This is a genomic window from Rhodococcus sp. WMMA185 (genome assembly GCF_001767395.1).
In the GTDB taxonomy this organism is placed as follows: domain Bacteria; phylum Actinomycetota; class Actinomycetes; order Mycobacteriales; family Mycobacteriaceae; genus Rhodococcus_F.
The window spans coordinates 3185971-3198820 of the sequence record NZ_CP017014.1; the positions used below are offsets into that span (position 1 = coordinate 3185971).

A 12850-nucleotide genomic window follows, 5' to 3' on the forward strand; every position below is an offset into this window, starting at 1 on the left:
TCACCCGAACAATGCCGGCAGAGTTCCTTCGAAGGTCTCGCGCAGTTCCGCCAGCGTCACCGAGAATTGCCCTTGGACCTCGACAGAATCCGACCCTTCGTCGACCACTCCGATGCGCACCCACGGAAGACCACGCGCCGTGCACATCCCGGTGAAGCGGGATTCCTCGGTTCGCGGAACTGCGACGAGCGCGCGGCCCGACGACTCCGAGAACAACGTGACAAACGGATCCGCGCCGTCGGGAAGCAGTATGCGGCAACCGGTTTCACCGGCGAGAGCTGCCTCGACGACCGCCTGCGCGAGTCCTCCCTCGGCGAGGTCGTGCGCAGCGGACACCAAGCCGTCGCGGGAAGCGGCAACGAGGATGTCGGCCAGCAGCTGCTCGCGCTCGAGGTCGACCTTCGGCGGGACCCCACCAAGATGCCCGTGCTCTACCTGCGACCAAATCGACCCGTCGAACTCGTCGTGGGTGTCGCCGAGCAGGATCAGCGTCTCGCCGGGTTCGAGTCCGAGGCCGGTGGGGATGCGCCGGTGCACGTCGTCGATGACCCCGAGTACTGCCACCACCGGGGTGGGCAGGATCGCGGTCGATCCGGTCTGGTTGTAGAAACTGACGTTGCCGCCGGTGACCGGGATACCTAGCTTCGCGCAGCCGTCTGCCAGACCGCGGACGGCCTGCTGGAACTGCCACATCACGCCCGGATCCTCCGGGGAACCGAAGTTGAGGCAGTTGCTGACGGCTTTGGGGGTGGCCCCGGTGACCGCGACATTGCGGAACGCCTCCGCGAGCGCGAGTTGCGCGCCCGCGTAGGGATCGAGAGCGGTGTAGCGACCGGACGCATCGGTCGCGAGCGCGATTCCGCGACCGGTCTTTTCGTCGACGCGAATCACACCGGAGTCGGCGTTCTCGGCCAAGACCGTGTTACCGCGCACGTAGCGGTCGTATTGCTCGGTGATCCATTTGCGGCTACACAGCGCGGGCGAGGCGAGCATCTTCAGCAGAGTTGCCTTCAACTCGGCGGCAGACTCGGGGCGCTTCAGGCTCGCGGTGGTGTTCGCAACCAGGTCGTCCTGGCTCTCGGGCCGCTGGACCGGCCGCTCGTACACCGGGCCCTCGTGGGCGACGGTGCGCGGCGGGACATCTACGACGGTCTCGCCGTGCCAGGAGATGGTCAGGCGATCTCCGTCGGTGACCTCGCCGATGACGGTCGCAAGGACGTCCCACTTCTTGCAGACCTCCATGAACGCGTCGACGTTCTCGGGGGTGACGACGGCGCACATGCGCTCCTGCGACTCGCTCGAGAGGACCTCGGCGGGAGTCACGCCTGTGGCACGCATCGGAACCTGCTCGAGGTTGATGTGCATGCCACCGTCACCGGCAGCCGCCAACTCGGACGTGGCGCAGGACAGTCCGGCGCCGCCGAGGTCCTGGATACCGACCACGAGCTTGGCCGAGTACAGATCGAGGCAGCATTCGATGAGGACTTTCTCGGTGAACGGATCACCGACCTGCACGGCTGGGAGTTTCTTGCGCCCCTGCGACTCGTCGAACGTTTCGGAGGCAAGGACGGAAACACCGCCGATTCCGTCGAGACCGGTGCGGGCACCGAACAGGATGATCTTGTTGCCCGCTCCCGACGCGAAGGCCAGGTGCAGATCCTCGACCCGCATCGCGCCGGCGCACAGCGCGTTGACCAGTGGGTTGCCCGCGTAGGACTCGTCGAACACCGTCTCACCGCCGACGTTGGGCAGTCCGAGAGAGTTGCCGTAGCCGCCGATTCCGCGGACCACACCGTCGACGACTCGACGAGTGTCGGGGGCGTCCGCGGCACCGAAGCGCAGCTGATCCATGACCGCTATCGGGCGTGCACCCATGGCCATGATGTCCCGGACGATGCCGCCGACACCCGTGGCCGCACCCTGGTAGGGCTCGACGTACGACGGGTGGTTGTGGCTCTCCACCTTGAAGGTCACCGCCCAGCCGTCACCGATGTCGACCACGCCCGCGTTCTCACCGATCCCGGCGAGCATCGACGAGCGCATCTCGTCGGTCGTGGTCTCACCGAAGTACCTCAGGTGCACCTTGGACGACTTGTAGGAGCAGTGCTCACTCCACATCACCGAATACATCGCGAGTTCGGCGTCGGTGGGTCGACGACCGAGGATCTCCTTGATGCGGGCGTACTCGTCGTCCTTGAGGCCGAGTTCCTTGAACGGCTGCGCGACGTCATCAGTCGCGGCTGCGGCGCTGACGGTATCGACCTGGTGTGCTGACACTGGAGGTGGAGTCCCTTTCCTGCGGGAGTCGAAACGGCACGCCCTGGCGGCGACATGCCGTTCGCCAGTCTATCCGGCGGCCAGTTCCCGCACCGACCGGCCGCGACGACGTCGGCGGGTCACTCTTCGTCCGGATAGTCGATCGTCAGAAGCTTCGCTTCTCCGGTGGTCGCGGGGTCCGGCCGGTTGACCTTGTCGGTCGATGGCTTCTGCAGGCCGTCGAGGTCGGTACGCATGTAGAGCACGTTGTAGCGGTCCCAGGTGGTGGCCACGAAATATAGGTTCTGCCCGCTCGACCACGGATGCATGAAGCCGCCGTAGAGCGAGGGCACCAGCTGCCCGCTCAGGATGGTGTCGGTCCCGCTCCACGGCCCCTCGAGGTTGTCGGCCTGCCGGATCACGAGCGAGTTGGTGACGTCGGTGTACATCGCCACGTACTTGCCCAGATAGTCGTTCCACTGGACACCCAGCTCGCTGACCGGCGATTCGATCACCGGCACCGCGAACTTGAGGTCGGTGGTCCAATCTTCGCCGTCCCAGTACTCGTAGGCGTTCAGGTCGAGGATCTGCGGACCGGGAACCCGAGCAAGCAACGCGCTCCCCTGACGGCCGGACGAAGTACCGAACTCGTAGACATAGCCGTCCTCACCTTGAACGAAGGCGCTCTGCTGGAACTGCGAGTTGCCGGGGGTAACTGCCGGCAATCCGGGGATGTCGATGCCCTCGATGTTGGTGCGGATGGTCGCGGGCTCCAAAACCCAGTTCTCGCCGTTGTCGATCGAGGACGCGATGGCCGAATAGTTGGTGGTCCAGTATCCCGGCTCGCCCCAGGCCCGCACCGACATGAATCGGACGTACTGCACGCCGTCCACCGCGATGCCTGCGGTGGGAATGGTCGTGAACTCCACCGGCAGGCCGTCCGCGAAGCCCGGGATGATCTCCTTCGAGTTGTTGGCCCCGTCCAGCGGTGAACTGTCGATGCGCATGCCATTGGACAGGGTCTTGTCAGAACTGCGGAACAGCACGTTGCTGCGCCAATCGTCTCCGGGGGCATCGCAGTCGCCGACGGTGTCACCGAAGGCCATCAGCACGTGGTTGTCTTCTCCGACTATGCCGTTGTCCCACATGATGCCCAAGTCGGTGCCTGAGACGTTGAAGCGTTTGATGGTGTCGTTCGGGCTGCCCGGACCGGTGACCATCTCGATCGCCTCGGTCCTACCGGTCAGCTGCGGGACGCCGCCGTCGGGCGGGCCGATGATCCAGGGCATGGCCGCTGCCAGCACGCGGAGGCTACCGCTGGAACCGCTGCTACCGCTGCTGCCGCTGGAACCGAAGCTGCCGCTGGAACTTCCCGATCCTCCCTGACCACACGGTCCCCCCAGAGCCGGGGCCGCCGCGACCGCTGACGTCGAGAGCAAGAGTGCGACCACGGTCGCAGACAACGTCACCGGCCAAGACCACTTCACAGGATGCACCGACAAGGTCCTTTCGGGATTCGAGACTGCAGACACGGAAGGGAGCAAGGCTCAGCCAACACCAGCAAAGTGTTACTGGAGTGGTTGTTGTGACAATTGTTATCAACCGTAAATAGCTTCTCGACCGTTGCCGGTCGAGCCGCGTCGCCGACGGGCGGAGATGCTAGCCCGTCGGCGTCAGGAAGGCACCCAGCGCATCGGAATACGCCCGTACGTCACGGGCGCCCATGAATTCTCGCGAGGAGTGCATGCCCAGTTGGGCGGCGCCGACGTCGACGGTGGACAGTCCCGTCCGCGAGGCCGTGATCGGGCCGATGGTGGATCCGCACGGCAGATCCGCCCGGTGCACGTACCGCTGCAGGGGCACCCCCGCCTGGTCGCAGGCGAGCGCGAACGCGCCCGCCCCGGCCGCGTCGGTGGCGTACCGCAGGTTCTGGTTGACCTTGAGTACCGGACCCCCGTTGACGGCAATCTGGTGGGCAGGCTCATGTCGTTCGGGGTAGTTGGGGTGTGTCGCGTGCGCCATGTCTCCTGACGCACACACCGACCCGGCCATGGTCTGCAGAAACTCTTCTCGGCCGCCGCCACGACCGAGGACGATCCGCTCGAGGACGGTATTCAGCAGATCCGAGAACGCCCCACGATCCGACATACTGCCCACTTCTTCGTGGTCGAACAGTGCGAGTACCGGAACATGGGTGCCCGGATTCTCGGCCGCTGCCAGCAATGCCAGGGTTCCCGCGTAGCAGGTGCCCTGGTTGTCGAGCCTCGGAGCGCTCACCAAGTCCTGCTCGGCTCCCACCAAGGCGCTCGGTGCGAGGTCGTGGGTCATCAGTTCCCACCCGAGCACCGAGTCTGGGGAAACCTCCGCCTCACCGGCCACGAAGTCGATGAATGATCGCCGCTCGGTCCCGACGCCCCACACCGCGTTGAGATGGCGCTGCGGGTCGAGCTGAACGCCCTTGCGATCCTCGGAGAGGTGGATGGCCAATTGCGGCACCCGCAGGATCGGCTCGTCTATGCGGACCAGCTTCTGTTCCACCCTGTTCCCGGCCCGTACGCTGAGCCGGCCCGAGATACCCAAATCGCGGTCGAGCCACGAGTTGAGCCAGGCGCCACCGTACGGTTCGAGGCCCACCATCTGCCACCCGGCCGACGTCAGGTCCGGATGCTGCTTGACGCGCAGGTTCGGGCTGTCGGTATGCCCGCCAACGATTCGGAACGGTGCAGTACGGCCAACCTGGTCGGTGCTCCACGCGATGAGCGATCCGCCGCGCACCAGGAAGTAGCGTCCGGGTTCCGCAGGCCAAGAATCCGTCTCACGCAGCTCGGTGAAACCGTTGCCTGCGAGCGACATCGACACCGTCGCACACACATGGAACGGCGACGGTGACGCGTCGACGAAGGTACACAGTCCCTGGGCGTCAGCCCATGTTGTGGAAGGCATGGCGACAATCATGCCTCCACAGGGCTGCCTACGCCTCCGGACCCGCGATGCAGAACTGGTTGCCTGCCGGATCGGCGAGCGTGACCCAGCGGAAACCGTTCATCTCGTGCTGATCGACCAGGGTGGCGCCATCCGAGGTCATCCTGGCCACTTCGCCGTCGAGGTCGTCGGACCCGAGATCGAGATGGACGCGGTTCTTCCCGGGTGTGGGGTTGTCGACCTTCTGGAAGGCAAGTTTCTGCGGGGATTCAGGAAGACTGACGACGCAGAACCAGCCGTCGTTCTCCTGCTCTACCTTCCCCGCCATCTGCTTGGCCCACCAGGCCGCGAGAGGCTTGGGATCCGTTGTATCGAAGGTGATCATGCCGAGTGTGATTGCCATGCCTGCACCGTAGAGGTGACCACCGACATGTGTCCGCCGAATTGCGGTCCACCCGCGCCGATCAGGCGGTGATCACGCTGTCGAGAACGGAGTAGAACATGCCGAGCCCGTCATCGCTGGGACCGGTGAGCGGCTCGGTTGCGTGTTCCGGGTGCGGCATCAGCCCGACGACGCGTCCGTCGGCCGATGAGATTCCTGCAATACCGCGCTGGGAACCATTCGGGTTGTCGCCGGCGTAGCGGAACACCACGCGGCCTTCCCCCTCGAGTTCGTCAAGTACGGACTGCGATGCCTGGTAGCGACCCTCACCCGACTTGAGTGGGATGAGGATCTCGGCGCCCTGCTCGTAGCGAGAGGTCCACGCCGTGGAGGTCGTCTCCACCTTCAGCCACTCGTCCCGGCAGATGAAGTGCAGGCCCTCGTTGCGAGTAAGGGCACCGGGCAGCAAACCGGCTTCACACAGAATCTGAAACCCGTTGCAGATGCCCAGGATTGGCATACCACCCTTCGCCGCCTGGACCACCTTGCCCATTACGGGAGCGAAGCGGGCGATCGCGCCCGCACGCAAGTAGTCACCGTAGGAGAAGCCACCGGGCACGACAACGGCGTCGACGGCCCTGAGGTCGGCATCGCCGTGCCAGAGGCTCACGGCCTCACCGCCTGCGAGGTTCACCGCGCGTGCGGCGTCGACGTCGTCGAGCGTGCCGGGGAATGTGATTACTCCGACGCGGGCGCTCATGCCTCGACGCGCCTGACGGTCCAGTCCTCGATCACCGTGTTGGCCAACAGTGCCTCGGCGATCTTCTCGAGCTGAGCATCATCGACGCTGCCGTCGACCTCGAGCTCGAATCTCTTGCCCTGACGGACGTCGGACACTCCAGCGAAGCCGAGCCGGGGCAGCGCTCCAGCAATGGCCTGGCCCTGAGGGTCGAGAATCTCGGCCTTGGGCATGACTTCGACGACGACACGCGCCACGTGCTCTCCTCGGTAGTTGAACGCGAGCCCAGAGCGGAGCACCGGGCACCCGGAAGTTTACCGGGCTCGCTGACTGCACTCCTCATCGGACGAGCGGGACGAGGCATGCATGCAGGCGCATACTCGAATGCATGAGACTGACTCACTTCGGCCACAGTTGTGTTCTCGTCGAGTTGAACGGATCGACCATTCTCATCGATCCCGGTAATTTCTCTCACGGATTCGAAGGCATCACCGGCCTGGATGCGATCCTTGTGACGCACCAACACGCCGATCACGTCGACCAGGAACGGCTACCCGCACTCATCGAGGCGAACCCCGGGGCAGCGCTGTTCTCGGACCCACAGACCGCGGCCCAGCTCGGCGGCAAGTGGCAGGGAGTGCATGCCGGCGATGAATTCGACGTCGGCAACGTGCATGTCACCGGAACCGGAGGGACACACGCTGTGATCCACCCCGACATCCCGGTGATCGACAACACGGCATTCCTGCTCGGAGACGCCGCCAACCCCGCTCAGCTGATGCACCCGGGCGACTCGCTATTCGTCCCCGAACAGAGGGTCGATGTGCTCGCCCTGCCCGCAGCGGCTCCGTGGATGAAGATGTCCGAGACCATCGACTACCTGCGCGCCGTCGCACCCCGAGTGGCGGTGCCCATTCATCAAGCCATCATCGCCGACGAGGCCACGGGAATCTTCTACGCCCGCTTCTCAGACATGGCAGCGGACGGGACCGACTTCCGCACCATGCCCGAGGAGTCGAGCATCGAGGTCGCCTGATCTCGGGCGGCCGCAACTCATGCCGCGCCGACCCCGGGGTTTCGCGGCTGCCACCGATACACCGTCGGCTGCGCACCGTGGTGGAGGGCGAGGTCGACGGCATCGAGCAGGGCCTGCCGAGGACCGGAGGAATCCAACTGCTTGGCGGTGATCGCGACGCGCACCACCCCACCGCGCCGGGCGGTCCGGCCCGCCGCGAGCACGAGCGCCCTACACCACCACGGTTCGGCACGCGATCCGCCACTGATCCTCAGCACGCGCGATCGCACAGTCATCCCGCGCGTGAGGTCGTGGATGGCTGTCGTGTCGGCCAGCAACCTGAACCCCACGGACGGTAGTGCCGAGACCGCGCCCGGCGAAGCCACCCAGCGCGGCGGAGCGAACAGCCGCGTGCGCAGACCGACCTGCTCCATCACGCGATCCGCCGCGAGCAGACGCAGCCGTGCCTCGTGCTCGGGCAGCACCGCGAACTCGGCCCGCCGACGCTTCGTTGCGGCCTGGTCGTACCCGTGCAAGAGAACGGCGTCACCGGCAGACCTGCGCTCACGAAGCCAATTCTGGGTCGCGAGGTCCTTCACCAGCCGATACTTGTCCTTCATGCGCGGGGCAACCAGCAGCGACAGCGGCACGCCGCGCGAGTCCAACTCCTCGGCCATCGACGCCGCGAACGAACAAGTCTCATTCCTGATACCTGACACCGACACGATCAGCTGCCCGGTCATGTTCCCAACTCTCACAGAACGACGTGAACGAGGACCCAACCCAGATGGTCGCCGCGGCAAATTCTGCTCGGCGGTCGGCCATCTATCGCGGCAAAACGGCCTCGATCGCGGCGATGACCTCCGGAGCATCGGGTTCGGTACGGGGACGGAACCGGTTGACGACCGTGCCGTCGGGAGCGACGAGGAACTTCTCGAAGTTCCACTGAATGTCTCCCGCCGCACCCTCGCTGTCCGTTGCCTTTGTCAGCTCGACGTACAGCGGATGCCGATTCTCGCCATTGACCTCGATCTTTTCGAGCAGCGGGAACGTGACCCCGTAACTGGTGGAGCAGAAGGTCGCGATCTCTTCCGGAGTGCCGGGTTCCTGCCCCATGAACTGGTTGCACGGCACTCCGACGACGGTCAATCCTCGGTCGGCGTAGTCGGTGGCCAGCTTCTCGAGGCCCTTGTACTGAGGTGTGAGTCCGCACTTCGATGCGACGTTCACCACGAGCACGGCACGGCCGCCATACTCGCCGAGCGAGGTCGGGGTTCCGCCGAGCGTGTTGATGCCTATTACCTGGAGTGGGGTCGTCATGAGAACCAACGTAGCCAACGAACCTCTGCGCGGAACCTCTGCACGCCCGGAGCGTCGAATCAATCGGGCGCGCAGAGGTTTACCCCGGTCGCGTTGTCACACCTTCGCGAGCACGCGCTGCTCGCTGCTGGCAGGTAGCTCGACCGCGTGCTGATCGACGACCTCACCGTGTCCGTCGTCGACCATCGTCGCCTCGTCGAACGGCAGCTTGCCGTCCAGGACGGTACGCACACGCGCGGTGTCTACAGTGTCGGTCCACGAGCCGACGAGAAGGGTGGCAACAGCGTTGCCGGAGAAGTTCGTGACTGCACGGGCCTCGGACATGAACCGGTCGATACCGACGATGAGGCCAACGCCGTCGAGTAGTTCGGGTCGGTGGCTCTGTAGCCCTCCCGCGAGCGTGGCAAGACCGGCACCCGTGACTCCGGCGGCACCCTTGGACGCGATGATCATGAACACCAACAACGAGAGCTGTTCTGTGAACTGCAGCGGCTGCCCCATCGCGTCCGCGATGAAGATCGACGCCATCGTCAGGTAGATCGCGGTGCCGTCGAGATTGAACGAGTAGCCGGTGGGAACGACAACCCCGACAGTGGTGCGCTCGACGCCGATGTGCTCCATCTTCGCGATCAGCCGGGGCAGGGCCGACTCGGACGAAGACGTGGCGAAGATCAGTAGGTATTCGCGGGCCAGGTACTTCACCAGTTTGAAGATCGAGACGCCCGCTACGGCGCGCAGGACCGCTCCGAGCACTCCGAAGACGAAGATCAGGCAAGTCAAGTAGAAACCGAGCATCAGGGTCGCGAGCTGGACCACGGCGGAAAGGCCGGTCTGTCCGACCACGTTGGCGATCGCACCGAAGGCACCGATCGGCGCCAGCCACAGGATCATCGACAGGATCTTGAACACGAGCTTCTGGGCATGGCCGACACCCCGCAGGATCGGTTCACCCTGCTTCCCCATTGCCTGCACACCGAAGCCGACGAGCAAGGCGACGAACAGTGTCTGAAGGACGCTCCCTGCCGTCAGCGAAGACAGCAGCGAGGTCGGGATGATCGACGAGATGAAATCGATGGTGCCACCGGCGCCGTGAGCCTTCTCGGCTAGTTGCGCGCCGGATCCGGCGGCATCGGCGCTGATGCTCAGCCCGGAACCGGGCTGAAGCAGGTTTCCCACCAGCAGCCCGATGCCGAGAGCAACGGTGGACATACCGATGAAGTACGTGAGCGCGAGCCCGCCGACCTTCCCGACCTTGGCTGCAGCCTTCACCGAGCCGACACCCAGCACGATCGTGCAGAAGATCACCGGGCTGATCATCATCTTGATCAGATCCACGAACATCGTGCCGAGCACGCCGACCGACTTGCCTGCCCCCGGCGCTAGCCAGCCGACGAGGATGCCGGCGATGACGGCAACAATGACCCCGATGTACAACCAGTGGGTTCTGTCGTGTCTCTTCGCAGTCCCCGTGGCACTTCTCATAGAGTCCTCCTCCAGTTCGAATGGCAAGCTGATCGGTGAGCCGGGTGGTGACCGCGATCACGTCTCGGGGAATCTTGCAGCCGATCGCTCGGCTCGAGAAGTTTGTGTTCATTTCGTTCAGGAGAACTGCAGTGCCCAACCATCCGGCTAGACGGCCCATTAGCGTGGCCGGGCAGCTCTTCCTCCTGCAACTTGTCGTATTGGTACTGGTCATCGGGGTGGGGACGGCACTTGCCGTCATAGACCAGCGCCACGAGAACGACGAATCCGCTGAGCGCGCGGTGACCGCCGTCGCCACGACGCTCGCGCTGTCGAACGGCACCGTCGAAGCCCTGCAGACCCCCGATCCGACTGCGGTCCTGCAGCCCGAGACAGAGCTGATCCGTCTCGCCACGGGCATCGATTTCATCGTGGTGATGACGCCTGAAGGCGTTCGATATACGCACACCAATCCCGAGATGATCGGCGGAATCTTCTCCGGAAACACCGAACGAGCCCTCGCCGGAGAGACATTCACCGAGACGTACGCCGGCTCGCTCGGGCCGTCCGTCCGAACGGTTGCGCCAGTCTTCGACGACGGGCGGATCGTCGGCCTCGTCTCCGCGGGAGTCACCCGCGAGAGGATCGGCCACCAGCTGACCGACAGCCTGCCGACCATCTTCTCCGTCGCCGCGATCGGGCTGGTGATATCAGCGTTCGGAGCCTTCGTTCTGAGCCGACGCCTGCGCCGTCAGACCCTGGGCATGGCACCCGACGAACTGCGCCGCATGTACGAGCACCACGACGCCGTCCTGCATTCGATCGGTGAGGGCCTGGTGGTACTCGGCCGCGACACCGGCGATTCCGCTGAAGCCGAAGTCGTAAACGACGAGGCTCGCAGGCTGCTCGACCTCCCCGAAGGCAGGGTACCGGTCTCCGCTCTCCCTGCTTCGCTGCGGCACCAGCAGGAAGGTGACTCTCGGGACGAAACACATCTGACCGCCGACCGTGTGCTTCTGGTCAGCCGGGAACCGGTAGAACGGAACGGACACCGCGTCGGTACCGTGCTGACATTGCGTGACCGCACCGAACTGCAAAGCATCATGGGTGAACTCGATTCGGTACGCGGATTCGCCGAATCGCTCCGGTCGCAAGCTCACGAATCCGCCAACCGACTACACACGATCATCACGATGGTCGAACTGGGCCGCTACGAGGACGCCATCGCGTTCGCGACCGAGGATCTGCGGTTGTCGCAGGTTCTGATCGACCGTCTGATGACTGCGGTGCACGAACCCGCGCTCGCCGCACTCCTGCTCGGCAAAGTGGGCGTAGCCGCCGAACGCGGCGTCGATCTGACCGTCACGGACGACACCGCCCTCGGGCCGGTGACCCGGCTCAGCGCCCGTGAACTCGTCACGCTGGTAGGAAATCTCGTCGACAACGCGATCGACGCTGCCGGCAGTACGAACTCTCCCGGATCTGACGCCTGGGTGGAAGTGAGTGTTCGAGAGGAGAACTCGATGCTGGTCGTGCAGGTAGCGGACAGCGGCCCCGGAATTCCCGTCGGCGAACTCGACAAGTATGCCGTGCGGGGCTATTCCACCAAGTCCGGTCCACGCGGGCTGGGACTGGCACTCGTTGCCCAGGTGGTGGCCCGGCACAACGGAACCCTCCGCACCGAACCGTCGCTCGGATCGATGGTCGTGGTCGAGATTCCCGTCGAGGGAGCGACATTGTGATCCGGGTGATGATCGTCGAAGACGAACCACTGATCGCCCAAGCACATCGCGCCTATATCGAACGAGTACCGGGGTTTTCGGTGCATTCGGTCGTCCACGACGCAAGAGCGGCCATTCGCACGGTCGCGGCCGCGAGTGTCGGCGACGATCCCATCGACCTCGTCCTCCTCGACATCGGATTGCCGGACGCCAGTGGACTCGACGTCGCAGCCACACTGAGCGGAATGCGGCCCAGCCCCGACGTCATCGCCGTAACCTCGGCCCGTGACCTCGAGATCGTCCGGACCGCTGTGGCGCGGGGAGTCGCGCTGTATCTGCTGAAACCGTTCACATTCACGGCGTTTCGCGACAAGCTCGAACGCTACCGAGAATTTCGCAACGCGCTGCCTACTGGTGGCAACGCGCTGAGCCAACACGATATCGACCGAGCGATTTCCGCCCTCCGCACTTCCGACGAACGCGCGGTGTCGCCCAAAGGTGTAGCACCACAGACTCTCGACCACGTGTCGGCATGCATCCGGGATGCGGACGGACCAATGACCGCGGCCGAGACAGCCGCTGCGATCGGGGTTTCTCGGGTCACCGCCTGGCGATATCTGGAACGTCTCGCCGACGCCGGCGTCCTCGTCCGGCACACCGAGTATGGCCGCGCGGGCAGGCCGCAGATCCGATACACGATGCGCTGACGTCCGCACGCCGGCTAGCGATAGTACGGAATTTCCCCGTCGTAGAGAATCATACGCAGGGGTTGTGATCGGTGTCACATCGGTGTTCGATTGAAAGGGAGTCACCGATGGCTCGAATTCACACCGACAAGGATCTTCGCAATGTCTGCAATGTCCAGGAAAATAGCCACCTCATTCGCCGCAATCGCAATGGCCCTGTCGTTCAGCACTCTTGCCACCCCCACGGCCTCGGCCGCGGAGGCCACCCCGGCCGTGGGCTCACTTGCGATCTGTCTCGGGGTGCCTTTGGGATCGCTCTTCGTCGGCTTCTGCATCTGAAACCGTTGA

At 64.7% G+C, this 12850-nt stretch carries 13 protein-coding genes; 4 read left to right on the forward strand and 9 right to left on the reverse strand.

From position 1 onward, the window contains the following. The 6 genes from purL to purS form a co-directional block, all read right to left on the reverse strand. Window positions 1–2277 carry a phosphoribosylformylglycinamidine synthase subunit PurL gene (purL, locus tag BFN03_RS14320; protein ID WP_070379558.1) on the reverse strand — a complete coding sequence of 759 codons (2277 nt, stop codon included), beginning with the start codon at window positions 2275–2277 and terminating at the stop codon, window positions 1–3. Window positions 2278–2396: 119 nt separating this feature from the next. After that, window positions 2397–3752: a DUF4185 domain-containing protein gene (locus BFN03_RS14325; protein ID WP_442971849.1), complete on the reverse strand. Its 1356-nt coding sequence runs from the start codon at window positions 3750–3752 to the stop codon at window positions 2397–2399. A gap of 163 nt (window positions 3753–3915) precedes the next feature. Continuing rightward, complete coding sequence (locus BFN03_RS14330) at window positions 3916–5199, reverse strand: M18 family aminopeptidase (RefSeq protein WP_084385790.1); 1284 nt, start codon at window positions 5197–5199, stop codon at window positions 3916–3918. 28 nt (window positions 5200–5227) lie between these two features. After that, the gene (locus BFN03_RS14335; RefSeq protein WP_070379560.1) at window positions 5228–5581 is read right to left on the reverse strand and encodes a VOC family protein; all 354 of its coding nucleotides are present in this window, start codon (window positions 5579–5581) and stop codon (window positions 5228–5230) included. A 61-nt stretch (window positions 5582–5642) separates the two neighbouring features. Next, a complete protein-coding gene (gene purQ / locus BFN03_RS14340; protein ID WP_070379561.1) occupies window positions 5643–6320 on the reverse strand; it encodes a phosphoribosylformylglycinamidine synthase subunit PurQ in 678 nt (225 codons plus the stop codon). Next, window positions 6317–6556 (reverse strand): phosphoribosylformylglycinamidine synthase subunit PurS, encoded by a 240-nt coding sequence (gene purS / locus BFN03_RS14345; RefSeq protein WP_070380942.1) that lies wholly within the window; start codon window positions 6554–6556, stop codon window positions 6317–6319. Before purS ends, purQ begins: the two co-directional genes overlap by 4 nt. A gap of 131 nt (window positions 6557–6687) precedes the next feature. Here purS and BFN03_RS14350 point away from each other — a divergent pair, with 131 nt between their 5' ends. Then, entirely contained in the window at window positions 6688–7335 is a 648-nt protein-coding gene (locus tag BFN03_RS14350) for an MBL fold metallo-hydrolase (RefSeq protein ID WP_070379562.1), read from the forward strand. 17 nt (window positions 7336–7352) lie between these two features. Here BFN03_RS14350 and BFN03_RS14355 read toward each other — a convergent pair whose 3' ends face one another. The 3 genes from BFN03_RS14355 to BFN03_RS14365 form a co-directional block, all read right to left on the reverse strand. Next, the gene (locus BFN03_RS14355; RefSeq protein ID WP_070379563.1) at window positions 7353–8057 is read right to left on the reverse strand and encodes a DUF2334 domain-containing protein; all 705 of its coding nucleotides are present in this window, start codon (window positions 8055–8057) and stop codon (window positions 7353–7355) included. 82 nt (window positions 8058–8139) lie between these two features. After that, window positions 8140–8634, reverse strand: coding sequence for a glutathione peroxidase (locus tag BFN03_RS14360; protein ID WP_070379564.1), 495 nt, complete (start codon window positions 8632–8634; stop codon window positions 8140–8142). A gap of 96 nt (window positions 8635–8730) precedes the next feature. Then, window positions 8731–10116: a cation:dicarboxylate symporter family transporter gene (locus tag BFN03_RS14365; RefSeq protein ID WP_070379565.1), complete on the reverse strand. Its 1386-nt coding sequence runs from the start codon at window positions 10114–10116 to the stop codon at window positions 8731–8733. A 158-nt stretch (window positions 10117–10274) separates the two neighbouring features. Between BFN03_RS14365 and BFN03_RS14370 the strand changes: the two genes are divergently transcribed. The 3 genes from BFN03_RS14370 to BFN03_RS20455 all read left to right on the forward strand — a co-directional run bounded on the left by BFN03_RS14370 (window position 10275) and on the right by BFN03_RS20455 (window position 12841). Then, window positions 10275–11837: a sensor histidine kinase gene (locus tag BFN03_RS14370; protein ID WP_070380943.1), complete on the forward strand. Its 1563-nt coding sequence runs from the start codon at window positions 10275–10277 to the stop codon at window positions 11835–11837. Beyond that, window positions 11834–12523, forward strand: coding sequence for a response regulator (locus BFN03_RS14375; protein ID WP_070379566.1), 690 nt, complete (start codon window positions 11834–11836; stop codon window positions 12521–12523). The genes BFN03_RS14370 and BFN03_RS14375 overlap by 4 nt, the downstream gene beginning before the upstream one ends. Before the next feature lie 141 nt (window positions 12524–12664). After that, window positions 12665–12841 (forward strand): hypothetical protein, encoded by a 177-nt coding sequence (locus BFN03_RS20455; protein ID WP_157109618.1) that lies wholly within the window; start codon window positions 12665–12667, stop codon window positions 12839–12841. The last annotated feature ends 9 nt before the right edge of the window (window positions 12842–12850 follow it).

Bases quoted from the DNA above. Each gene is read 5' to 3' on its own strand.
- BFN03_RS14365 (WP_070379565.1), bottom strand. From the start codon at position 10,116: ATGAGAAGTGCCACGGGGACTGCGAAGAGACACGACAGAACCCACTGG.
- BFN03_RS14355 (WP_070379563.1), bottom strand. From the start codon at position 8,057: ATGACCGGGCAGCTGATCGTGTCGGTGTCAGGTATCAGGAATGAGACT.
- purQ (WP_070379561.1), bottom strand. From the start codon at position 6,320: ATGAGCGCCCGCGTCGGAGTAATCACATTCCCCGGCACGCTCGACGAC.
- BFN03_RS14350 (WP_070379562.1), top strand. From the start codon at position 6,688: ATGAGACTGACTCACTTCGGCCACAGTTGTGTTCTCGTCGAGTTGAAC.
- BFN03_RS20455 (WP_157109618.1), top strand. From the start codon at position 12,665: ATGTCTGCAATGTCCAGGAAAATAGCCACCTCATTCGCCGCAATCGCA.
- BFN03_RS14330 (WP_084385790.1), bottom strand. From the start codon at position 5,199: ATGCCTTCCACAACATGGGCTGACGCCCAGGGACTGTGTACCTTCGTC.
- BFN03_RS14335 (WP_070379560.1), bottom strand. From the start codon at position 5,581: ATGGCAATCACACTCGGCATGATCACCTTCGATACAACGGATCCCAAG.
- BFN03_RS14360 (WP_070379564.1), bottom strand. From the start codon at position 8,634: ATGACGACCCCACTCCAGGTAATAGGCATCAACACGCTCGGCGGAACC.